This window comes from Streptomyces sp. NPDC104367, assembly GCF_055583825.1.
Window position 1 is genome coordinate 49,869 of the sequence record NZ_JBVJND010000029.1, and the last position, 23,238, is coordinate 73,106.

A 23,238-nucleotide genomic window follows, 5' to 3' on the forward strand; every position below is an offset into this window, starting at 1 on the left:
TCCCCCTTCTGGTCGTTGATCGAAAGGAACATTAGGGGGCGCGGCGGACAGGCGGCCGGTAGATTGCACACGGATGCGGACAGTGCAATAAGGGGCGTTGCATGGGGCATTCTGTGGTAAAAGCGGACCTCGGACGGCCGTACCGCGGTGGCACCCCACCGGCGAGCGGCGGCAGGCTCTCGGCGCGGCACCGCACGGCATGGCTGTTACGGGTCAACCGGCTGTACGGCGCCCCTCCCGAGTGGGCGACCAGGGCCTACGCCTTCGCCGCAGCCTTCCGCGGCGGATGCTGGCCGCACTGGGCCGACCCGAGCAAGATCTCCCGGTGGGAGACCGGGGTGACCGAGGTCCCCTACCTCGCCGTGCGCCGTTACGAGGAACTTCTCGCGCTGCCGCCCGATCATCTCAGCAGCGCCGTCGACACCTTCAACCGCTACCTGTCGCCAGGCGTCGGCGCGGCGTCGGCACGCGTCCTGCTGGTGCGCCCGCCGCGGCGGCTGGCCGCACTCACCCACCGGGTGGACGACGTGCTCGACGCGGTGACCGGCGACGACGCCGTGACCGGGGCCGACTGGGACGAGCTGACCGCCTTCCTCGCGGCCCGTCCCGGCCTGCGGCTGCGCTCCGGCGACTGGTCGGCCGTCGCCCGTCGCCTGCTCACCGAGACCGTGGTCTCCGACGGACGGGCCTGGCGACAGCGCTTCGAGGCGTTCAACCGCCTGCTGGAGCACCCCTCCGGCGGCCGGGCGGCCGTCGCGGCGCTCGCCGACTGGGCCGCCGACCCGACCAACCAGGCCTACATCGAGACGGTGTGCCTGCTCGACGGCAGCGCTCACCCCGAGGCGGCCCGGCTGGTCCTGGCCCAACTGGCGAACCCCACCAACGACGACGCCCGCTACGGCGCCCTGCTGGCCTGCGTCCGCAAGCTCAAGTACGGTCACTTCCGGCCGGAACAGGTCGGGAGGGTCGCCGGGCACGCGGCCGAACTGCTCCGGGGGACCGGCGCGCGCTTCCACGACACCGGGGTCCTCGCGGGCTCCGTCCTCGACCTGGCCCGCTCGTGCGACACGGGTGAGGTGCCGCCGTCCCTGCGCGCCCCGGTACGCGGTGTTCACGGCGCGGGCCCACCACCGCGCACCGCCGCACCGGAGACCCGACGCCACCTGGCCGTGCTGGTCGCCCGGATCGCCGGTTCCGCCGTGTCCCTGCTGCCCCGCCAGACGGACCGCTTCCAGGACGAGACCCTGCCGATCCTGCTGGAGGAGGCTCTCGCCGATCCGGTCTTCGACGTCCGGCTGCACGCCCTGCTGCTCCTGTACGCCACCCCCTACCGGGCGCCGCTCGCCGCCGCCGTGAGCCGGGAGATCACCCGGCTCGGGTTCGGCCGCGACACCGAGGCGACGGTGCGGCTGTTCCACGCCCTGGGCGTCCTCGGCGGACCCGCGGAGCGCCGCCAGGCCGAACGCGTGGTGCTGCGCGGCGGTGTGCCGGCCGCCGTGGCGGACGCCGCCGCGCGGGCGCTCGCGCACATGGGCGGCCGCAGCGGCGAGGAGTTCTGGACGGCGGCGCTGGCCCTGCACGGCGCCGCCGCCCGCGCGGGCAGCGACCTCGGCGTCCGGGTCCTGGGCGACCTGGTCTACGCCCTCGGGATCGGCGGCGACCGCCTCTGGGTACGACTCCTCGCCGACGACCACCACCTGCCACCGACACTGCGCGCCCGCGCCCGCTGGTGGACCCGCCTGCCCTCCTACATCGGCTCCGCCCAGCCGACGGTGTGAACCGCTGATGAGCCTGAGGTGGGGCGAGCCCGTCAGCTCTCCGTCACTGGCCGCAGAAGCCGAGCGGTGATGACGGCCCGAGGCCAGCGCGTCACCCTGAACCGTCGCGCATGCTTCCCCGCCCCGCCCCGCCCCCCACAGGACTGACTCACTGGGCACCGCGTGCGACCGCAGGCAATGCGCCGACTGCGCGATGCGGTGCCGGCGCTCCTGATGGAAGGGGAGGCAACTGCTCCGGACCGTGGCCCGCGGCGACCGTCCGGTCTTGGAGGCCCAACTCCGCAGTGGGGCTGAGGAACTGCGCCACCGCTGACCGGACTCGCCGGGGAGGAAGACCTGGTAGCCGACGGATGACTCGTTGTACACACGTCCAGTACCAGCGAGTACGTTGTCCCCTGTGTCCAGTGATCACCGCTGGACACAGGCGCAGGAGGACGACATGCACGGGCGCACGCTCACGAACACCGCGGCAGGACTCGTCGCGGCGGCTCTGCTCCTGGGTGCCGCCGCCTGCTCCGGCGGGACCGGAGGCCGGGACGAGAAGGGCCGCGAGGCAGCCGCGTGCGGACAGGGCACGTACGTCTGGACCGGTGTCGTGCGTGAGCAGCGGCTGACCGGGCTCGCCGACCCGATCACGCTGAAGAAGAGGACGGACTCCGTCTCGGGCGTGATCAGGCCGTTGAAGGGCGTCAGTTACAAGCCCCATGTGTCGTCCACGGACCCAGGGTTCGCGCGGCGGACGTCATCAAGGCGCTCGGCAGGCATCTCGAGACGGAGGAACCGCTCGGGGACCCCTCGGAGTCGGCCGAGCCGGAGAAGACCCCCACCCACTTCGACTACTACGTCGGGGACCTCAGGGGGTCCTACTACGCGTGGAACTCCGTCGGCCTCGTCGAGGCCGACTTCACGTACACCTGCCCCGGCGGCGCCGCCAAGCCGGTCGAGGGCCATGCCGTGACGTGGGAGACGGTCGGAGGCGGTTTCCTGTCCTGCGGTGACCACATCCCCGAGGACCCCGTCAGAAAGACCGATGCCGCCGCGCGTGCCGCCGCCCGCAAGCTCTGCCCTGCCGGTTCCAGGGCGGCTCGGAGCGCCTGACCACGAGGCCGGAGGCATCCCGCGGGCCCTCGCGCCACGGGCGTAGTGGACCGTCTCGGTCGGCGGGTGCCTCCCGGCTTTGTGGACGTCTGCCGCCGGAACCCGGCTCTGGCACAGCTCTTGGGGGCAGTCGCGGAAAGGCGCCGCTGTGTTCGATCCTCATCGAGGCGTTCACGCGTCTGGCGGAGTCGATGTCCGGCCGGTACCGGGTGCTGCTCGACGCGGCCGAGACTGTTCCTCAGGCGCGCGAGGCGGTCGTCGAAACCATCTGCGGGGGCGAGTGGGGCACCCCCCGCGAGCTGATCCTCAGCTGTGAGCTGTGAGCTGTGAGCTGTGAGCTGTGAGCTGTGAGCTGTGAGCTGTGAGCTGTGAGCTGTACGCGTTCGCGTCACGCAACCCAGCGTTGTTGGGCGTCATCCGGGGCTGGATGACCGAGAGCCGCGCGGCCCTGAGCGAACACTTCGACGCCCGCACTGCCCGCGCACTGGACGTCCTGGTCGAAGGGTTCTCGATCCACAACTCCATGGATGCCCACCCGACCGGTCGAGAGGACGTCGCCGTCGTCGTCTACGCCGTCACCGCACACACGGACCGAGACCGGAACGACTGACGGCCCATGAGGCGCGCTCGCGCGGGAAGAGGTGAAGCTTCGGCCCGGGTATGGTCCGGATCTCGGGTGGGGCGACGCCGGTACGGGCTGGGCGGTGTCCATCGGCGGGCCGGAGCGGGAGTCTCGGAGCTACTGGCGAGACTCCCGCTCCGGTGTGTCGTCCTCGCCGCTCACGCCTGAGGAGGTGCGTGCGGTGCCAGGACAGCGGCTCCAGGTGCGCCCGGCCGCGTCGCGGATGACGGGGGCGGACGTCACGACGGACCGCCGGCCCCCGTCCGTACGCGGGCCGCGGCATCCTGCCCCGGCTCAGGACGTTGCGCCCCGCATGCTCGTCCGCCGTCTGGCCAGCAGTGTGCGTACGGCGTTGAGGAGCAGGGCGACCGTCCCGAGCGCCGTGGCCGAGAGGGCCCACCACTGCTCGTCCCTCCCGAAGTGCACCCACTGGCTCAGTCCGACGGCGAGCGGGAGCACCGCCACGAGGAACGGGGCGATCCGCGGCAGGTGGCGGGAGCGGGAGAGGGCGAAGAACGCGGGGATCACGAGGATCTCGGCCGCGAGGGTGAGGAAGCCGTCGCGGGGGTCGGCCTGGATGACGTACGTTCCCGGCCCTTCCCAGGACGCCAGGGTTGCCGCGAGCGACACGAACGCCATGGGCAGGCCCACGAGCACCAGGGTCCGCCGGGCCCTGAGGGACACCTGGGGAAGGTCCGGCGGCGCGAGGAGTATCGCCGCGGCGGCCACCGCCAGGCCGGCCAGGGTCCCGTTCTCGTGTGTCAACGCCGCCTTGCCGTACATCAGTTGCACCTGCGGTACGGACACCAGCGCGCCGAGCAGCGCGATCCCGGTGCTCACCCGCGTCGCCGTCCAGCGGCCGAGCAGGGCGAAGAGAGCCACCGCGCACCAGGGCGCGTACGCGGCCGGTGCGTTCATGGGGGCGCGGTCGGAGCCGGGTACGGCCGGGATCGCCCAGCCGACCAGCAGCGCCAGGGCGAGCGAGGCGGACATCGCGATGAGCACGGGGGCGGCGCGGGCCAGGAGCCGGCCGGGCAGGTGTGCCGAGTCCGTACGGGTGCGCAGCCGCAGCGCGTGCCCCAGCACCGCGCCCTGTTCCAGCGCGGCCGCCGCCCGGCCCCGGTCCGCGCCTACGTCGGCGATGACGCCGCTGACCTCGGCGGCGAACCGGTCCCGGTAGGCGCGCGGGTAGAGCCGGGTCGTCCAGTGGAGGCCGGAGACGGGCCCGGGTGTCCCGGTTCCGGCGGGTGGGTCGGCCGGCTCGGGCGTCTTCGGTGTCTCGGTCACGTGGTCGCTCCGTGCGGTCGGGGGAAGGCGAGGGAGAGGCGCCGGGTGGCCTCGTCGGCCGTGGCCCGCAGCCGCTCCGCCTCCGCGGCGAGCACCCCCGAGCCGGTCTCGGTGAGTGCGTAGGTGCGCCGCAGGCGTCCCTCGACGACCGTTTCCTCCTCGATCCTCACGAGGTCCTCCTTGAGGAGCCGGTCCAGGGCCCCGTAGAGGGTGCCCGCGCGCATCCGCGTGCGGCCCCCGGAGATCTCCTCGATGTCCCGCATCAGGCTGTAGCCGTGCTGGGGCTGCCCGGCAAGTGCCGTGAGGATCAACAGAGTCGGCTCCCGCAGGGGCTGATGTTGCCCGTGTGGACTGGGTTGTTGATGAGTCACGCGAGGAGCATATACCGGTAGCCGATATATGCAGGCGTCCGGAGGGTCGGCATCCGGTCGGCCGGTAGTTCTGAAAAACAGATGGCCTTCAGCGGAAACATCTGTTGGACAGAATTCGAGGTGGGTTCAAGGATGGGCGCAGCGGTACCGCAGTCGATCCGGACCCGGGACGACTGCCGCATGAGTGGAGGCCGAACGTTGAGTGAAGAGACCGAGGTAGTGGTTGTCGGGGCGGGGCAGGCGGGTGTCGCGATGAGCGAGCACCTGAGCGCCGCCGGTGTGCCGCACGTCGTGCTGGAGCGGCACCGGATCGCCGAGCGGTGGCGTTCGGAGCGGTGGGACTCCCTCGTCGCGAACGGGCCCGCGTGGCACGACCGGTTCCCGGGTCTGGAGTTCTCCGACGTCGCGCCCGACGCCTTCGCCTCGAAGGAGCAGGTCGCGGACTACTTCGTCGCCTACGCCGAGAAGATCGGTGCACCGGTCAGGACCGGTGTCGAGGTGACCTCGGCGCGCAGGCACGAGGGGCGGCCCGGCTTCCGGGTCGAGACGTCGCAGGGCGCTATCGACGCGCGCTTCGTGGTGGCCGCGACCGGTCCGTTCCAGCGCCCGGTGTACCCGCCGATCGTCCCCGACGGCGCGGTGCCCGTGCAGATCCACTCCAGCGGCTACCGGAACCCGGAGCAGCTGCCGGAGGGCGCGGTCCTGGTGGTCGGGGCCGGTTCCTCGGGCGTGCAGATCGCCGACGAGCTGCGCCGTTCCGGCCGCCGGGTCTTCCTGTCGGTCGGCCCGCACGACCGTCCGCCGCGGGAGTACCGCGGACGTGACTTCTGCTGGTGGCTCGGTGTCCTGGGGCGCTGGGACGCGGAGACGCCCGCGCAGGGTGCCGAGCACGTCACCATCGCGGTCAGCGGCGCCCGAGGCGGTCACACCGTGGACTTCCGCGCGCTGGCCGACTCCGGTATCGAGCTGGTCGGCCTGACGGCGTCCTACGCGGACGGCGTGGTGCGCTTCGCCGAGGACCTGGGCACGAACATCGCGGAGGGCGACGCCAAGTACCTCGAACTCCTGCGCGCTGCCGACGCGTACATCGAGCGCAACGGTCTCGATCTGCCCGAGGAGCCGGAGGCCCACGTGCTCGGCCCGGACCCGCGGTGCGTGACCGAGCCGCGGCTGGAACTGGACCTGGCCGGGGCCGGGGTCACCTCGATCGTGTGGGCGACGGGCTTCGCGGCGGACTACGGCTGGCTGGAGGCCGACGCGTTCGACGAGCACGGCAGGCCGCGGCAGCGGCGCGGTGTCTCCACCGAGCCCGGGGTCTACTTCCTGGGCCTGCCCTGGCTCTCCCGGCGCGGCTCGGCCTTCATCTGGGGTGTCTGGCACGACGCCCGCTACGTCGCCGACCACATCACCACCCAGCGGGGCTACCTCGCGTACGACACGAACGGCACCCCCGCCCCCGCGGCCGGGAAGAGCTGAGGAGAAGACGATGACCTCCACGAGCGAGGGCCGTGAGCCGAAGGCCCCCGTCGTCGCCGGCGGGCACACCCGGATCCGGCCGTTCAACACCCGCGACACCTATCCCGAGCAGAGCCTGGACAACGACCTCTGCCAGGCCGTCGTCGCGGGCAACACGGTGTACGTCCGGGGCCAGATCGGCCAGAACCTCGACACCAGCGAGTCCGTGGGCATCGGTGACGCCGAGGCCCAGGCCGAGCAGGCCATGGCGAACATCAAGATGCTGCTGGAGGAGTCGGGCAGCCGCATCGAGCACCTGGTCAAGCTGACGATCTATCTGATCGACCCGCGCTACCGCGAGGCGGTCTACCGCACGGTGGGCCGCTGGACCAGGGGCGTCCACCCCATCTCCACCGGCATCGTCGTCTCCGCGCTGGCCCGCCCGGAGTGGCTGTGCGAGATCGACGCGATCGCGGTGATCCCGGCGGGGGGGCAGGCATGACCTTCTCCCTCGTGGTCCGCGACGGCGACCGGTTCGGCATGGCGGTCAGCTCCTCCAGCCCCGCCGTCGCCGCCCGGTGCGCCCACCTGCGTCCCGGCGTCGGCGCGGCCGCCTCGCAGAACGTCACCAACCCCGTCCTCGGCACGGAACTGCTGGACGGGCTCAGCGCGCACGGCGACGCACGACGCGCCCTGGCCGACGTCACCGGCGCCTCCCACAACACGGCGACCGTCGAGTACCGGCAGCTGACCGTGGTCGGGCTCTCCGGCCCCGGATACGCCTTCAGCGGCTCCAGGACCCTCGGTACGTACGCGTCGGCGACCGCGGACGGGGCGGTCGCGGCCGGCAACATGCTGGCCGGCACCCACATCCCCGACGTACTCCTGGACGCCTACTTCACGGCCGAGGGCGAGCTGGAGGAGCGTCTGGTCTCCGCCCTGCGGGCCGCGATCGCGGAAGGCGGCGAGGCGGGGCCGGTGCACTCCGCGGGCCTGGCGGTCGTCGCGGACGTGGACTGGCGGGTGACCGACCTGCGCGTGGACTGGGCCGAGGACCCGATCGAGCAGCTCGCCGCCCACCTGGACGTCTGGCTGCCGCAGCGGGACGACTACGTGCGGCGCGGTCTCGACCCGGCCTCCGCCCCCTCCTACGGCGTACCGGGGGACCTGTGACGGGCACGCTGAAGGAGGCCGCCCGCCGCGAGGTCGACCGGCACGCCGAGCGGCTGATCGCGCTCTCCGAACGACTCCACGCCGACCCGGAGACCGCCTGGGAGGAACACCGGGCGGCGGCCGCCGTACCCGAGCTGCTGGACCGCGCCGGATTCGCCGTCACCCCGTCCTACCTGGGCCTGGAGACGGCGTTCCACGCCCGGTTCGGCAGCGGGCCGGTGCGGATCGCGCTGTGCGCCGAGTACGACGCGCTGCCCGGCCTCGGTCACGCCTGCGGCCACAACCTCATCGCGGCGAGTTCGGTCGGCGCGGCGCTCGCACTGGCCGCCGTCGCCGACGAGGCGGGACTGACCGTGGAGGTCTACGGCACGCCCGCCGAAGAAGGCGGCGGCGGCAAGATCGAGCTGCTGGAGCGCGGGGCCTTCGAGGGGGCGGACCTGGCGATGATGGTGCACCCGGCACCGGTCGACGTCGCCGAGGCCCGCCCGTTCGCGGTCAGCCACTCCAAGATCTCCTACACCGGCAGGTCGGCCCACGCCGCCGCCTACCCGGAGACCGGGGTCAACGCGGCCGACGCCTTCACGGTGGCCCAGGTGGCCATCGGGCTGCTGCGCCAGCAACTCCCGCCCTCCGTGCGGGTGCACGGTGTCGTGACCCACGCCGGCGACGCGCCGAACGCGATCCCGGAGCGGTCGAGCGGACGGTGGTACGTGCGGGCGGAGACGCTTGCCGAGCTGGCCGAGCTGGAGCCGCGTGTCATGCGGATCTTCGAGGCGGGTGCGCTGGCGACCGGCTGCGAGCTGGAGATCGAGCCGGAGAGCAAGCCGTACGCCGAGTTCCGCGCCGACGAGACCGCCCTGGGGAACTACCGGCTCAACGCGCTCGCGCTCGGGCGGGAGTTCGCGCCGCCCGGCCAGGCGGCGCGGATGAACCGGGCCTCCACCGACATGGGCAACGTCTCGCAGGTGGTGCCCGCCATCCACCCGTACATCGGGATCGGTTCGCTGCCCGCCACCAACCACCAGCACGAGTTCGCCGCGTTCTGCGTGGGCGGACCGGCCGAGCGGGCCCTGCTCGACGGGGCGGTCGCGCTGGCCTGGACCGGCATCGACCGAGCCGGGCCGGACACGGAGACGGCATGACAGAGGCGCCCGCACCGATGACCACCCGGCCCGGGCGGGCGCCTCACACCGGTCCGTCACCCGGCGGCTCCCTCGGTTCTCGACGATTCGGAGGACAAAGATGTCCCTGACAACCGGCAGTCGGCACACTCCCGTGCGGAGCAACGGCAGCCGCACGGAGCACGACATGCTCGGCGATGTCGGTGTACCCGCGGAGGCCTACTACGGCGCGCACACCGTGCGCGCGGTCGCCAACTTTCCCCTCACCGGGGAGACCCTGGCCGCCCGGCCCCACCTGATCGCCGCCCTGGCGGTGGTCAAACAGGCCGCCGCCCTCGCGAACGAGGAGGTCGGCGCCCTGGACGGCCCGCTCGCCTCGGCGATCACGGGAGCCTGTGCCGAGATCCGCGACGGCTCGTTGCACGAGCAGTTCGTGGTCGATCTCATCCAGGGCGGCGCGGGCACCTCGACCAACATGAACGCGAACGAGGTGATCGCCAACCGCGCGCTGGAACTGCTCGGGCGGGAGCGCGGGGAGTACGCGGTCCTGCATCCGCTGGATCACGTGAATCTCGGGCAGAGCACCAACGACGTCTATCCGACCGCGGTGAAGCTGGCGCTGGACGCGCACATCGGTGAACTGCTCGGCTCCCTGGGCGCGCTGCGCGAGGCCTTCGTCGGCAAGGCGGCCGAGTTCGCCGACGTCCTCAAGACGGGCCGCACCCAGTTGCAGGACGCGGTGCCCATGACACTGGGGCAGGAGTTCGGAGCGTTCGCCGCCACCCTCGCCGAGGACGAACTGCGTCTCGCGGAGGCCAGGCTGCTGCTGCACGAACTCAACCTCGGCGGTACGGCGATCGGCACCGGCCTGAACGCCCGCCCCGGCTACCGGGAGCGCGCGGTGGAGCAGTTGCGGCTGCTGACCGGCATCCCGACCCTGGTGTCCTCGCCCGACCTCATCGAGGCCACCCAGGACGTCGGTGTGTTCGTGCAGTTGTCCGGTGTGCTCAAGCGCGTGGCCGTGAAGCTCTCCAAGATCTGCAACGACCTGCGGCTGCTGTCCTCCGGCCCCCAGACGGGCTTCGGCGAGATCAACCTCCCCCCACGGCAGGCCGGTTCGTCGATCATGCCCGGCAAGGTGAACCCGGTGATCCCCGAGGCGGTCAACCAGATCGCCTTCGAGATCATCGGCAACGACGTGACCGTCACCCTCGCCGCGGAGGGCGGTCAGCTCCAGCTCAACGCCTTCGAGCCGATCATCTACCGCAGCCTGAGCGCCGGCCTGGACCACCTCTCGGCGGGCATCACGGTGCTCACCGAGCACTGCGTCCTCGGCATCACCGCCAATCGGGACCGGCTCGCGAAGACGGTCGCCGCCTCGACCGGGCTGGTCACCGCGCTCAGTCCCGTGATCGGCTACGAGACCGCCTGCGCCATCGCGATCGAGGCGCACCACAGCGGCCGTCCGGCCCTTGAGCTGGTACGCGAACGCGCGCTGCTGACCGAGGCCGAACTACGCATCCTGACCAGCCCCGCATCCCTCACAGGCCCACGCGCCTCCTGAGAACCCGGAGCCACCGGAAACCCCTCTCCACAGCCCCGGCGGCCACCCCACCCCACAGAAGGAGGCGCGCATGCCCGCTCTCGACAACGACGCCCGGACGGACGAGACGGCGGTGTGGCGTTCGACGCCGTCCTCACCTACCTGGTCACCTACGAGACCGACCACCTCGGTCACTCGGCCGACAGCGCGGCCCTGCTGTCCACCGTGATCTCGCTGCTGGGCCTGGTGCTCGTGCCGCTGTTCGGCAGGCTGTCCGACCGGGTGGGACGCAAACCGGTGTTCGTCGCGGCGACCGCGGCCCTGCTGGTCCTCGCCACGCCCGCGTTCCTCCTCATGCGCACCGGCCTCGCCGGGACCTGGATCGCGGGGCTGCTCCTGGGGGCGATTCTGGCGGCGATCCTCGGCACGTACGCGGTCTGGTCGGCGGAGATCTTCCCCACCCGGACCCGGCAGAGCGGTCTGTCCATCGCCTACAACATCACCGCGGCCCTTTTCGCCGGCACGGTGCCGTACCTGATGACCGTGCTCATCTCCGCCACCGGAAGCACCCTGGTGCCCGGCCCCTACCTGATGGTGGCCGCTGCCGGCGGTCTCGTCGCCGCCCTGTCCCTGAAGGAGACCTCGGGGACCGCCCTGCTGCGCCCCGAGGACGTACCCGACGCGCCCGTCGAGCGCCACGAGGCGCCTTCCGCGTAGGGTTCGGCCGGAACGGAACAGCAGGCGCGAAGGTCTCGAATGACGTCACCGGTGGGTTTCACGCTCGTCCAGCTCCGCTACTTCCTGGTCGCCGCCGAGCGCGGTTCGGTCACGGAGGCGTCGCTGGAACTGCACATCGCGCAGTCCGCGGTGTCCTCGGCCGTCTACAACCTGGAACGCGAGCTCCAGGTGCAGCTGTTCATCCGGCGCAGGGGCCGGGGACTGACCCTGACGCCCGCGGGGGAACGGGTCCGGCAGCAGGCGCGGGAACTGCTGGCCCGGGCCCGGGAGATCGAACGGGAGGCCCGGGGAGAGGGCGAGGCCCTCTCCGGACCGGTGACGGTCGGCTGTTTCGTGACCCTGGCCCCGTACTACCTGCCGCCGCTGTTCGGCGAGTGCAGCAGCCGCTACCCGGGGCTGGAGATCGAGGTGGTGGAGGCGGAGACGGACGAACTGGTCCGGGACCTGGGCGCGGGCCGAATCGACTTCGCCCTCACCTACGACCTGGGGCTGGCGCCCGAGACGGACCTGCGTGCCGAGAGCATCGCCCGCGCCCCCGCCTACGTCATCGTCCCGGCCGGGCACCCGCTGGCCGGGAGGGACTCGGTGGAGCTGGCCGAACTGTCCGAGGAGCCCCTCGTCCTGCTCGACCTGCCGCACAGCCGGGACTACTTCCGCGCCCTGGTGGCCGCCACCGGCACCGCCCCCGACGTGCGCTTCCGCACCCGGAGCTACGAGACCGTGCGCTCCCTGGTGGCCCGCGGTCTCGGCTACTCCGTGCTGAACCAGCGCCCGGCCACCGGCCAGACCTACGGCGGCGGCGAGATCGCCGTACTGGAACTGCGCGACGACAGCCCTGCGCTGGAGGTCAAACTCGCCTACGTGCAGGGCATGGCCCAGACCACCCGCGCCCGGGCGGTGATGGATCTCCTCCGGGAGATCGCCGCAGCTCGCGACCGGCGCGGCTGACCCGGTCCGGGCCGGCCCGTACGCGGGGACGCGATCACGCGCCTTCGCCCACCGTGTCACCGTGCGGGAGCACGGTCCGGCAGTAGAGGTCGAGAGTGAACGGACCGCCCGTGGCGGCTGTCGCCGCCCGGGGCCCCCTCCTGGACGTCTTCCTCGCCGACCACCCCTGCTTCAACACCTTCGCGGCGAATCCCGTGTCGACGGCGGATCTGCTGCGGGACCGCTACGACCTCCCGGGCCGACGAAACACCGGACGTCGAGCCGGCCTGCCCCGAGCACGCCACCGTGCTCAGCGTGGAACCCGGCTCGCCGCTGTTCGCCGTGAGGCGCACCGGTGCGGACGCGGACGGGTGGATCGTCGAGTTCGGCGTCGACCGGTTCCGATGCGATCGCACCCGTTTCCATCAGCGGCCCTACCCCGCGGCACGGAAGTCACGGTCTCCGGAACCGCCGTAGACGCGTGAACCGCCCGCCCCGAACCGCCGGCCTGCGCTACAGCTCGGCGTACCCGGTCACCACGCGTGCGTGCGCGCACAGCAGTTCCTGGGTCCGCTCCAGCCGCAGTGCGGAGTTGTGGCTGATCATGTGCAGTCCGTAACCGTCCTCGAGCGCGACCAACCCGTGGGCCAGATCCCGGGGGTTCCCCGCGAGACCGAAGACACCGACGGCCGCGCCCACCTCCAGTGCGGTCGTGTACAGAGCCACTTCCCGGCTGAACAGCGAGGTCATCAGTTCCGCGTGGCCGGGGCTGCGACCCGCTCGCCGGTGGAGCTCGTACAGCAGCGCGTGCACGGGATCCTCCGCCATCGTCGGCAGGCCGCTTCGCAGCAGGGCCCGCAACCGTGCCGCCGGGTCCGCGGCGGGTGCGCCGTCGTAGGCCTCCTGCCGCGAGGTCAGGTAGCTCTCGACCGCTTCCCGGTGCACTTCCAGGACGAGATCACTGAGCTCCGGATAGTAGTAGAGCACCGAGCCCTGGGAGACGCCTGCCGCGTCCGCGATGTCCTTGATCCGCAAGCCCTCCAGACCCCGTTGGGCGATGGCGCGCCCCGCGGCGGAGACGAGGGCCTCCCGGCGTGCCGTCTGATTGCGTGGTCTCCCAGGTTTCCCCATGGTGGTTAATTCTCTGTTACCGGAACCGGTTCCTGCAAGAAGTTTCTGTCGGGAGCATTGACGTCGGGTTCACTCATTGTTTGAATCTCGACTCAAAGAAACCGGTGTGGCGATGATCACCAACAACTCGCCCGGCTCTGGTCTCACCTGTCGTCTCCAGGCGGTGCCGCCGAGACAGCGCAGGTCACACGCGATCCGGTCAGGTATCGGCTCGTCCTATGTCCCCGACGCTATGAAGGCCTCAGCATGACGACGTACTCGCACTGGCGGCAGCGTGCCGCCGACTTCGCGCCACGCACGCGTCTGTTCATCGACGGAACGTGGAGCGACCCGGCCGAGGGCGGGTGGCTGTCCACGGTGAACCCGGCGACCGGCAAGACCACCGCCGAGGTGGCGGCCGGCTCGGCGGCCGACGTCGACCGTGCGGTGTCGGCGGCCCGCGTCTCCTTCGAGGACGGCCGCTGGTCCCGCACCGACCCGGCCGAGCGCAAGCGGGTCCTGCTCGCCCTCTCCCGCCTGATCGAGGAGCACGGTGAGGAACTCGCGCTCTGCGACACCCTCGACATGGGCAAGCCGATCGCGGAGTCCCACGGCACCGACGTGCCCGGTGCCGCCGGTGTGTTCGCCTGGTACGCCGAAGCCGTGGACAAGGTCTACGACGAGGTCGCCCCGGCACCGCCCGGCAACCTCGCCCTGGTACGCCGCGCGCCGCTCGGCGTGGTCGGAGCGGTGGTGCCCTGGAACTTCCCCCTCGACATCGCCAGCTGGAAGCTGGCGCCGGCCCTGGCCGCCGGTAACAGCGTCGTGCTGAAGCCGGCCGAGCAGTCCCCGCTGTCGGCGCTGCGGCTGGCCGAGCTCGCCGTCGAGGCCGGTCTGCCCGCCGGCGTCCTGAACGTGGTGCCGGGGCTGGGGGAGACGGCCGGCCGCGCCCTGGGGCTGCACCCCGACGTGGACGCCCTCGCTTTCACCGGATCGACCGCCGTGGCCAAGCGGTTCCTGGCCTACTCGGCCGAGTCGAACATGAAGCCGGTGTGGCCCGAGGCCGGCGGCAAGAGCCCCAACGTGGTCTTCGCCGACGCCGACCTGGAAGCGGCCGCGGAACAGGCGGCCTGGGGATTCGTCTACAACGCCGGGCAGGTGTGTTCCGCCAACACCCGGCTGCTGGTCGAGGCCTCCGTCGCCGAGGAGTTCACGGCCCGGGTGGCCGAGCACGCCCGCGGCTGGCTGCCCGGCGACCCGCTCGACCCGGCCACCCGGCTCGGACCGCTCGTCGACGAGGCCCAGGTGGAGCGGATCCTCGCGGCCGTGGCGCGCTCGGGCGGCACCCTCGTCTGCGGCGGCGGCCGCCCGGACCTGGACGGTGCCTACTTCGATCCCACCGTCGTCACGGGTCTCGCCCCGGACGCTCCTCTGGTGCGGGACGAACTGTTCGGACCCGTGCTGGCCGTGGTGCCCTTCCGCGACGAGGCCGAGGCGGTGCGCCTGGCCAACGACTCCGCCTACGGCCTGGCCGCGTCCCTGTGGACCCGCGACCTCGGCCGTGCCCACCGTGTCGCCGACGCCCTGCGGGCGGGAACGGTGTCGGTCAACACCGTCGACGCGCTCAGCACGGCCACACCCTTCGGCGGCTTCAAGCAGTCCGGCCACGGCCGTGACCTCTCCCTGCACTCCTTCGACAAGTACACCGGCCTGAAGACCACCTGGATCAACTACGGCTGACCGGGAGGCCGGCGACCGCCTTCCCCACGCATCACCCGCACCGTCACCCAGTAAAAGGACGCAACTCCCATGACCCTCGACACCGCGCGCCTGACCGGCCTGGACCGGGCGCACATCATCCACCCCTACCTGCCGGGCACCGCCGCCGAGCGTGTCATCATGACCGAGGGCTCGGGCTGCCGGCTCACCGACTCGGAGGGCCGGTCCTACCTCGACGCGACCGGCGGCCTGTGGCTGGCCCAGATCGGCCACGGCCGTGCCGACCTGGCGGACGTCGCCCACGAGCAGATGAAGAAGCTGGAGTACTTCACCAGCTTCTGGGAGTTCTCCAACGACCGTGCCATCGAGCTCGCCGCCCGCCTCGCCGAGCTGGCCCCCGATCCGCTGAACCACGTGTACTTCACCTCGGGCGGTTCGGAGGGCAACGAGGCGGCCGTCAAGATGGCGCGCTACTACCACCACCGCCGCGGCGACACGAACCGCACCTGGATCCTCGCGCGCAGCAAGGCCTACCACGGCGTCGGCTACGGCGGCGGCTCGGCCACCGGCTTCCCGGTCTACCACGAGGGCTTCGCCCCGATGATGCCGCACGTCTCGCACCTGACCCCGCCGTGGCCCTACCGCGCGGAGCTCTACGGCGGCGAGGACCCGACCGACTTCCTGATCCGCGAGCTGGAGGAGCGCATCGCGGAGATCGGCGCCGGGAACATCGCCGCGATGATCGGTGAGCCGATCATGGGCGTCGGCGGCATGCTGGTCCCGCCGGCCGACTACTGGCCGCGGGTCCGCGAGGTCCTCGACCGCCACGGCATCCTGCTGATCTTCGACGAGGTCGTCACCGCCTACGGCCGCGTCGGCGAGTGGTTCGCCGCCCAGTACTTCGGCGTCACCCCGGACATCATCGTCACCGCCAAGGGCATCACCTCCGGCTACGTCCCGCTCGGCGCCCTCCTGGTGGGCGACCACGTCGCCGAGGTCCTGCTGCGCGACCACGGCTTCCCGATGGGCTACACCTACAACGGACACCCCGTCGCCACCGCCGTCGCCCTCGCCAACCTCGACATCATCGAGAAGGAGGGCCTGCTGGCCCGCGCGACGAGCATGGGTGCCTTCCTGACCGCGGAACTGAAGTCCCAGCTCGGCGAGTTGCCGGTCGTCGGCGAGATCCGCTCGGTGGGCATGATGCTCGCCGTGGAGCTGGTGGAGGACCGTGAGACGAGGGTTCCCCTGCCGCTGGACCCGGACCGGATGCCGCACGACGTCATCCGCCGCGAGACCGGGGTCATCGTCCGCGACTCCGCGCACAGCCTGGTGCTGTCCCCGCCGCTGATCATCACCGAGGCCGAGGCCAAGCAGGCGGCCGCCGCCATCAGGTCGGTCCTGGAGCGCACCGAGCCCACCGGCGCGATCCGCTCCGCCTGATCCCACCAGGAGGCCCGGCCCGGCGCCGGGCCTCCCCGCACCGCACCACCCGACACGGCCCCACACCGTCGCGGCGCCCGCACGCGCCTTTCCGCAGCCCCCTCTCCCGCTCTAGGAACTGCCCGTGTCTTCTGCCGTCTCCTCCGTGGATCCGACCGTGTCGCAGCCCGAGACCACGCTGAAGCGCAGTCTGAAGCGTTTCGACATCACGGCCATGGCCATCGCCGCGGTCATCTCCTTCGACACCGTCGGCCAGATAGCAACCGGCGGCGGTGAGGCCGCCACCTGGACCGCCGTCATCGCCGTGTTCTTCCTGATCCCCTACGCCCTGCTGTTCGCCGAGACCGGCGCCGCGTTCCCGCAGGAGGGCGGCCCGTACGTCTGGGTCAAGCTCGCCTTCGGGCGTCCGGTGGCAGCGCTCACCACGCTGTTCTACTGGGTCACCAACCCCATCTGGCTGGGCGGTTCGCTGGTCTTCCTCGCCGCCGGGACCTGGGACGGCTTCGTCTTCCACCTCGGCTCGGGCACGTTCGCCGACTACGCGTTCAAGCTGCTGTTCGTCTGGGCCGCCATCCTCACCGCCGTCGTCTCGCTGCGCCGCGGCAAGTGGATCACCACCGCCGGCGCCGCGGTGAAGGTCCTCGCCCTGGCGCTGTTCACCCTCACCGCGGTCCTCTACGGCGTCGAGCACGGCTTCCAGGGCCTGGCCGAGACCCGGTTCACCCCGACCACCGGTGGCTTCCTCGCCCTGGTGCCGATCCTGCTGTTCGCGTACGTCGGCTTCGAGGCCCCCAACGCCGCGGGTGAGGAGATGCACGACCCCCAGCGCGACGTACCGGCCGCCCTCGGGCGCTCCGCGGCCGTCGCCGCCTGCTGCTACCTGCTGCCGGTGCTGGCGCTGCTGGCCGTCGTCCCCGCGGGCAAGGTCACCGGCATCGGCGGCTTCATGGAGGGCGCCCGGCTGGTCTTCGGCGTCTACGGCGGCGCGGCCGGACCGCTGCTGACGTTCACCGCGGTGATGTTCGTCTTCGCGCTCCTGACCCAGGGCAGCGCCTGGATGATCGTCAGCGACCGCATGCAGGCGATGGCCGCCGCCGACGGCGGCTTCTTCACCCGACGGCTCGGTGCCTTCCACCCCCGGCTGTCCACCCCCGTACGGACGAATCTCCTGTCCGGTGTGGTGGCCACGGTCTTCATGCTGGTCGCCATGCAGCTCGCGGACGGCAATGCCGCCGCGGTGTTCACCGTCGTCCTCACCGTCGCCGTGACCACCCTGCTGCTCTCCTACCTGGTGGTCATCCCCGCCCTGGTCGTGCTGCGGCTGCGCCGCCCCGACGTGCCGCGTCCCTACCGGGTGCCCTTCGGCGACCGCGGCTTCATGATCTGCGCGGTCCTCGTCTACGCCTGGATCGCGGTCGGGTCCTGGTCGGCGCTCTTCCCCGGTGTCCTGGAGCGTTTGTTCGGCATCGACTACGCCTTCCAGGACGTCTGGGGCGTCTCCCGAGTCACCTTCGAGGCGTTCACCCTCGGCACCGTCGTCGTGCTGTTGAGCATCGGAGCCCTCGGCGTCGTCACGGCCCGCCGGACGTCGTCCGACGTCCCTGACGCGGGCGAGCCGCACCCCGAGTAAGTCCCGCTCCCGCACCGCACACGCGGTCTCGTGCACTCTCCCCGAGAATTGAAGTGAAAGGCGCAGTCGATGACGACCGAAGGTCCTGCCCAGGCCACCACGGTGCCACCGCAAGTCCTCCCTGCGGAAACCTCCGATGCCGCCGGCGTGCTGGAACAGCACACCATCGGCCCCATCCCCGAAGCCGAGCGCACCGGTTCCGCGCGGGGCGTCTTCGGGATCTGGCTGGGCATCAACATGCTGCCCCTCACCGTGATCACCGGCGCCCTGGCAACCACCGTCTTCGCGCTGCCGTTCGGCCTGGCCGTGCTCGCTCTCCTGATCGGCAACCTCGTCGGCGGTGTCTTCATGGCGCTGCACGCCGCCCAGGGACCGCAGCTCGGAGTGCCCCAGATGATCCAGGCCCGGGGCCAGTTCGGCACCAAGGGCGCCATGCTGGTCTCGCTGGTCGCCTGGGTGATGTTCATGGGCTTCTACATCTCCAACCTCGTGGTCGGAGCGCAGTCCCTGAACGGGGTCCTGCCCGTCGTCGACCCCGTCGTCGCCCTCATCGGCGCCGCCGTCGTCAGCATGGCCATCACCACCATCGGGCTGAAGCTGATCAAGCTCGTCATCACGGTCAGCGCTGTCGTCATCGGCCTGCTGGTGGTCGCCTCCTTCACATGGATCCTCGTCTCCGGGGTACCCGCCGGCGCACTGGGCGCCGGGCACTTCTCCGGCACCAGCTTCGTCTCCGTGATCGCGGTGGGCGCGGTCTGGCAGATCGCCTACGCCCCGTACGTCTCCGACTACTCCCGCTACATGCCGTCCGGCTCGGGAGGGCGCTCCGCCTTCTGGGCCACCTACGGCGGCAGCGTGATCAGTTCCGTTCTCGTCCTGGCGCTCGGCTGTCTCGTCGGAGCGGTGGCCACCGGTGACGACGTGATCGGCGGCCTCGCCTCCCTCACCGGAGGCCTGTCCACCGCGATCCTCCTCGCCTTCGCCGCAGCCTCGGCGCTCGGCAACGCGGGCAACGTCTACTGCGCGGTGCTGAACACCCTGACCGTCATCGAGACCTTCAAGCCCGGCTGGCGCCCCAGCGTGCGCTCACGCCTGATCACCGGCGGCATCCTGCATGTGATCGGTGTGATCGTCGCCCTGGCCGCCTCGGACGGATTCATCACTTCCTTCACCAACTTCCTGACCGTCCTGCTGTACATACTGGTGCCGTGGTCGTCCATCAACCTGGTCGACTACTTCATCATCAGGGACGGGCACTACGACGTAGCGGCGTTCTTCACGCCCGGCGGCGGCCAGTACGGCACCTGGAACGTGTCCGCGCTCGGCGTCTACGCCGTCGGACTGCTGGTGCAGATCCCGTTCATGGTCCTTCCGATGTACGTCGGCCCGGTGGCGACGGCGCTCGGCGGCATCGACCTGGCCTGGCTGGTCGGACTCGCCGTCAGCGGAGGGCTCTACTGGTTCGTCGCACGACGCACCCTCGCCACCGAATCCGACCTGCCCCTCACCGCCTGACACGGCTTCCAGCAAAGGCCTCATCGTGACCAGCACGCATCCCGACACCGTCATCGTCAACGCCAGGATCCGCACTCCCGAGCCGGACATCACGTCCCTCGCCATCACCCAGGGCCGCATCACCGCTCTCGACCGTGAGCCTCTGCTGGGCCTGGCCGGCCCGGGCACCCGTGTCATCGACGCGGGCGGCGCCACCGTACTGCCCGGCTTCACCGACGCCCACGTCCACCCGCTCGCCTCCGGCGTGCAACTCCTCTCCTGCGACCTGTCCCGTCAGCCGCACGACCTGGACGCCTACCGGGCGGCCGTCCGCGACTACGCCGACAGCCACCCCGACCGCGAATGGATCAACGGCACCGGCTGGTACGGCGACACCTTCCCCGGCGGACTGCCCACCCGGCAGATCCTGGACGAACTCGTGCCGGACCGGCCCGCGGTCTTCCTCAGCCACGACGCCCACGGCGTCTGGGCCAACAGCAGGGCCCTGGAACTCGCGAAGATCGACGACGGCACGCCCGACCCCGCCAACGGCCGCATCAACCGTGACGCGAACGGCGCCGCGACGGGCTTCCTGGCCGAGCGGGCCGGAGACCTCGTCACCGACCTGCTGCCCCCGATCGACGACCAGTTCGCCGAACGAGCCCTGCTCGCGGCCCAGTCGCACCTGCACGCCATGGGCATCACCGGCTGGCAGGACGCCTGTGTCGGGCCCCTGTTCGGGATGCCCGACCCGCTGCCGATCTATCAGCGCCTCGCCGCCGACGGCAGGCTCACCGCCCGGGTCGTCGGCGCGCTGTGGTGGGTCAGCGAGAAGGGGCTCGGCCAGCTCGACTCGCTCGAAGCGCGACGCGCGGCCGGCAGCGTCGGGCGGTTCCGGGCCACCACGGTCAAGGTGATGCAGGACGGCATGTGCGAGAACTGCACGGCTGCCATGCTCCAGCCCTACGCCGGTGACGTCCACCACGGTGCCGGTACCGGCATGTCCTTCATCGACCCGGAGGAGCTCAAGGAGATCTGCCGCGAGCTGGACAGCCGCAGCTTCCAGATCCACATGCACGCCGTCGGCGACCGGGCGGTACGCGAGTGCCTCGACGCCCTCGAAGCCGCCCGGAACGTCGGCCTCGGGCACGACAACCGCCATCAGATCGCCCACCTGGACGTCGTCGACCCCGCGGACATCCCCCGGTTCGCCGAACTCGACGTGATCGCCAACATCCAGGCGCTCTGGGCACGCCGCGACAAGGAGATCACCGAACGCAAGCTCCCGCTCCTCGGATCCGAACGGGAGAGCCGGCACTTCCCGTTCCAGGAGCTGAAGGCGACCGGTGCCCGCCTGGCCATGGGCAGCGACTGGCCCGTGAGCGACCCCAACCCCCTCTGGGCGATCTACACGGCCGTGACCCGTCTCGGCCCCCGCCAGGACCCGCACGCCGTGGGCGACGGGGTCTTCACCCGCCCGCTCGAAGCCCAGCACGCCCTCGGCCTCGACGTCGCGCTGGACGCCTACACGGCGGGCTCGGCCTACGCGAACCACATGGAGGACAAGGTCGGCACGCTCACCGTCGGACGCCAGGCCGACCTCGTGGTCCTCGACCGGCCGCTCACCGATGTGGAAGAGGTCAGCGCCGCCCGGCCCGTGCTCACGCTGGTGGACGGAGACGCCGTCCACGGGGAGTTCTGACGCCGATCCCGCCCCGCTCCGCCCCGCTGCCGGGGCGAACCCCTGACGCGCTCCCACAGCCGGCGGCGTGCGGCGCACGCGTCCTCCAGCGCGGTGAGGTACTGCTCGCGGCTCACCGGGTCACCGGTGCTGAGCGGCTCCAGCAGCTGTGGGGCGTTCGACGGGGTCGATCGAGACGATCCGGGCCATCCCCTCCAGGCTCACGACGACCGAGCCGGCGGTGGCGTTGGCCCCGCCGGAGCAACCGGGGGCGGACGCTCAGCCATTCGCGCCGCTGAGCACGACTGCTCAGCGGACAGCGTCTTGCGGCAGGGCGTTCTCCTCGGTTGTCTCGCGTTCCACCGGGGCGCGTCGTGAACGGACGGACAGCAGCAGTGTGACGGCGAGCAGCACCGAGGCCGCGCAGGCGGAGAGGTCGAAAGCACCGTGGACACCGTGGATCGTCACCGTTGTCCCGTCGCTCGACAGGCCCTGCATGGCGGCGACGAGAGCAGGGGCGCCCGAACGACCGCGGGCTCTTTCACACCGACGGCCAGGGCCGCTTCCGGTTCCGCAGCCTCGTCCCCCCCCGCACTACCCGATCCCCACGGACGGCCCCGTCGGCACCCTGCTCAAGGCGACCGCCCGGCACCCCTACCGGCCGGCCCACGTCCACTTCATCGCCCGTGCAGAGGGGCACCGGCCCGTCACCACCCACGCTTTCGTCGCGGGCAGCCCGTACATCGAGTCCGACGCCGTCTTCGCCGTGGAACGGGGACTCATCACCGACTTCGCCGAATCCGGCAGCCCTGGGGACGCCGACCGCTTCGGAGCCGAATCCCCCTTCGTCCACGCGGAGTTCGACATCGTGCTGGTCACGGAGCAGGAGACGACACCGTGACCGTTCCCGCGCCTGGCTTCGGCTACGAGGCACTGCCCATCGCGTGGTCTTCGGGGCCGGCGGCTTCCGCCGCATTCCGGAGGAGGCCGCCCGATGGAGCAGGTGGGGCCCGTCGTCAATGCCTCGACATCGGTCGCGGTGATCGGGGACGCTTCGCGCGATGACAAGAATCGACGACACACCACCCGCGTGGGACGAGCGCACCCAGCTCACCACGTTTCTCGACTACGCACGGGACACCGCCCGCGCCAAGTGTGACGGCGTCTCTGCGGAGAACGCCCGCAAGGCACTTCTGCCGGGCTCACCGCTGATGACCATGAGCGGAGTGATCAACCATCTCCGTTGGGTCGAGTACTACTGGTTCCAAGTGGTCTTCCCCGGCAAGGAGGACCGGGCCCCATGACGGATGAGGACCCGGACCGCGAGATGCGTATCGCCGTCGAGTTTCCGCTCACGCAGTTGCTCGACGAATACGCCGGACAGAGCGCCCGCTACCGAGAACTGGTCGCCGGGAACGACCTGGCCAAGCAGGCCGAGGGAACCATCCGCAACGGCCTCCACGTCGACCTGCGCTGGATTCTCCTCCACCTCACCGAGGGGACCGCCCGTCACAACGGCCACCTGGACATCCTGCGCGAGATGCTCGACGGCACGACCGTGCGGAAACAGGTCGGTGCCGATCCCGGTCCGCTGCTGCCCAGGCGGGTCCTGCCCGCCGGGACCGCGGTCCGCCGACTGCCGGCCCGCATCGACGGCGACGCGCTGGACCTGGCTGTCGGGGGCTGGCTCGCCGACCGCCGCCCGAAGGTGACCGGGCCGCGCTGCCTCGCAGCGGACGGCGGGAGCCTGCGCGGCGCGGCCGAAGCGAAGGGCCGCAGGATTGATCTGTTCGCCCCACTGGAGCACACCACCTGCCTGGTCCTGGCCCAGCGGGACATCGGTGAGAAGACGAACGAGATCACCTGTTTTCCAGCCGCCGCTGGACACCGTCGCGACCTGGCCGACGCGGTCGTCACCGGCGACGCCACGCACACCCGGCGCGAGCACGCCGACTGCCTCCTCGGCCGGGGCGCCCCCTACATCATGATCGCCAAGGGCAACCAGAAGAAGCTGCGCCGACAGCCCAAGTCCCTTGCCTGGAAGGACA

20 protein-coding genes and 2 pseudogenes are annotated in these 23,238 nt (G+C 71.4%); 18 read left to right on the plus strand and 4 right to left on the minus strand.

Going from position 1 to position 23,238, the window contains the following annotated elements; all coding sequences use genetic code 11:
• Positions 1-101 precede the first annotated feature (101 nt).
• The 3 genes from ACZ619_RS34090 (at position 102) to ACZ619_RS34100 (ending at position 3,486) form a co-directional block, all read left to right on the plus strand.
• The gene (locus tag ACZ619_RS34090; RefSeq protein WP_469607327.1) at positions 102-1,778 is read left to right on the plus strand and encodes an XRE family transcriptional regulator; all 1,677 of its coding nucleotides are present in this window, start codon (positions 102-104) and stop codon (positions 1,776-1,778) included.
• A 1,289-nt stretch (positions 1,779-3,067) separates the two neighbouring features.
• Positions 3,068-3,199, plus strand: a complete 132-nt coding sequence (locus tag ACZ619_RS34095) for a hypothetical protein (RefSeq protein WP_469607330.1) — start codon at positions 3,068-3,070, stop codon at positions 3,197-3,199.
• Between the two features lie 104 nt (positions 3,200-3,303).
• Positions 3,304-3,486, plus strand: coding sequence for a hypothetical protein (locus tag ACZ619_RS34100; protein WP_469607332.1), 183 nt, complete (start codon positions 3,304-3,306; stop codon positions 3,484-3,486).
• A 306-nt stretch (positions 3,487-3,792) separates the two neighbouring features.
• Here the strand turns inward: ACZ619_RS34100 and ACZ619_RS34105 are convergent, their stop codons facing one another.
• Positions 3,793-4,785: a hypothetical protein gene (locus ACZ619_RS34105; RefSeq protein ID WP_469607334.1), complete on the minus strand. Its 993-nt coding sequence runs from the start codon at positions 4,783-4,785 to the stop codon at positions 3,793-3,795.
• A complete protein-coding gene (locus ACZ619_RS34110; RefSeq protein ID WP_469607336.1) occupies positions 4,782-5,096 on the minus strand; it encodes a PadR family transcriptional regulator in 315 nt (104 codons plus the stop codon). Before ACZ619_RS34110 ends, ACZ619_RS34105 begins: the two co-directional genes overlap by 4 nt.
• Positions 5,097-5,336: 240 nt before the next feature.
• Between ACZ619_RS34110 and ACZ619_RS34115 the strand changes: the two genes are divergently transcribed.
• From ACZ619_RS34115 to ACZ619_RS34150, 8 genes are all read left to right on the plus strand, one after another.
• Positions 5,337-6,632 (plus strand): flavin-containing monooxygenase, encoded by a 1,296-nt coding sequence (locus ACZ619_RS34115; protein ID WP_469607338.1) that lies wholly within the window; start codon positions 5,337-5,339, stop codon positions 6,630-6,632.
• Positions 6,633-6,642: 10 nt separating this feature from the next.
• Entirely contained in the window at positions 6,643-7,113 is a 471-nt protein-coding gene (locus ACZ619_RS34120; protein ID WP_469607340.1) for a RidA family protein, read from the plus strand.
• Positions 7,110-7,784 carry a DUF1028 domain-containing protein gene (locus tag ACZ619_RS34125; RefSeq protein WP_469607342.1) on the plus strand — a complete coding sequence of 225 codons (675 nt, stop codon included), beginning with the start codon at positions 7,110-7,112 and terminating at the stop codon, positions 7,782-7,784. The genes ACZ619_RS34120 and ACZ619_RS34125 overlap by 4 nt, the downstream gene beginning before the upstream one ends.
• Complete coding sequence (locus ACZ619_RS34130; protein WP_469607344.1) at positions 7,781-8,926, plus strand: M20 family metallopeptidase; 1,146 nt, start codon at positions 7,781-7,783, stop codon at positions 8,924-8,926. The genes ACZ619_RS34125 and ACZ619_RS34130 overlap by 4 nt, the downstream gene beginning before the upstream one ends.
• A 100-nt stretch (positions 8,927-9,026) precedes the next feature.
• Positions 9,027-10,469: an aspartate ammonia-lyase gene (locus tag ACZ619_RS34135; protein ID WP_469607347.1), complete on the plus strand. Its 1,443-nt coding sequence runs from the start codon at positions 9,027-9,029 to the stop codon at positions 10,467-10,469.
• Between the two features lie 114 nt (positions 10,470-10,583).
• Positions 10,584-11,165 (plus strand): MFS transporter, encoded by a 582-nt coding sequence (locus ACZ619_RS34140; RefSeq protein ID WP_469607350.1) that lies wholly within the window; start codon positions 10,584-10,586, stop codon positions 11,163-11,165.
• 39 nt (positions 11,166-11,204) lie between these two features.
• On the plus strand, positions 11,205-12,134 hold the full coding sequence (locus tag ACZ619_RS34145) for a LysR family transcriptional regulator (protein WP_469607353.1): 930 nt from the start codon (positions 11,205-11,207) through the stop codon (positions 12,132-12,134).
• Between the two features lie 207 nt (positions 12,135-12,341).
• Entirely contained in the window at positions 12,342-12,590 is a 249-nt protein-coding gene (locus ACZ619_RS34150) for a UTRA domain-containing protein (RefSeq protein WP_469607507.1), read from the plus strand.
• A gap of 36 nt (positions 12,591-12,626) precedes the next feature.
• Here the strand turns inward: ACZ619_RS34150 and ACZ619_RS34155 are convergent, their stop codons facing one another.
• On the minus strand, positions 12,627-13,244 hold the full coding sequence (locus ACZ619_RS34155; protein WP_469607355.1) for a TetR/AcrR family transcriptional regulator: 618 nt from the start codon (positions 13,242-13,244) through the stop codon (positions 12,627-12,629).
• Between the two features lie 246 nt (positions 13,245-13,490).
• On the opposite strand from ACZ619_RS34155, the gene ACZ619_RS34160 reads away from it, so the two are divergent.
• The 5 genes from ACZ619_RS34160 (at position 13,491) to ACZ619_RS34180 (ending at position 21,211) form a co-directional block, all read left to right on the plus strand.
• Positions 13,491-14,963, plus strand: a complete 1,473-nt coding sequence (locus tag ACZ619_RS34160) for an aldehyde dehydrogenase (RefSeq protein ID WP_469607358.1) — start codon at positions 13,491-13,493, stop codon at positions 14,961-14,963.
• 69 nt (positions 14,964-15,032) lie between these two features.
• Complete coding sequence (locus ACZ619_RS34165) at positions 15,033-16,385, plus strand: aminotransferase family protein (RefSeq protein ID WP_469607360.1); 1,353 nt, start codon at positions 15,033-15,035, stop codon at positions 16,383-16,385.
• 124 nt (positions 16,386-16,509) lie between these two features.
• The gene (locus ACZ619_RS34170) at positions 16,510-18,015 is read left to right on the plus strand and encodes an APC family permease (protein ID WP_469607363.1); all 1,506 of its coding nucleotides are present in this window, start codon (positions 16,510-16,512) and stop codon (positions 18,013-18,015) included.
• Between the two features lie 147 nt (positions 18,016-18,162).
• Positions 18,163-19,530, plus strand: a complete 1,368-nt coding sequence (locus ACZ619_RS34175; RefSeq protein WP_469607366.1) for a purine-cytosine permease family protein — start codon at positions 18,163-18,165, stop codon at positions 19,528-19,530.
• A gap of 25 nt (positions 19,531-19,555) precedes the next feature.
• Positions 19,556-21,211, plus strand: coding sequence for an amidohydrolase (locus ACZ619_RS34180; RefSeq protein ID WP_469607369.1), 1,656 nt, complete (start codon positions 19,556-19,558; stop codon positions 21,209-21,211).
• 288 nt (positions 21,212-21,499) lie between these two features.
• Here ACZ619_RS34180 and ACZ619_RS34185 read toward each other — a convergent pair whose 3' ends face one another.
• Complete coding sequence (locus ACZ619_RS34185; RefSeq protein ID WP_469607513.1) at positions 21,500-21,688, minus strand: hypothetical protein; 189 nt, start codon at positions 21,686-21,688, stop codon at positions 21,500-21,502.
• A gap of 26 nt (positions 21,689-21,714) precedes the next feature.
• Between ACZ619_RS34185 and ACZ619_RS34190 the strand changes: the two are divergent.
• Positions 21,715-22,091 (plus strand): annotated as a pseudogene (locus ACZ619_RS34190) (dioxygenase family protein); the annotation flags it as partial.
• Between the two features lie 160 nt (positions 22,092-22,251).
• A pseudogene (locus ACZ619_RS34195) lies at positions 22,252-22,748 on the plus strand (DinB family protein); the annotation flags it as partial.
• Positions 22,749-23,238: the final 490 nt, after the last annotated feature.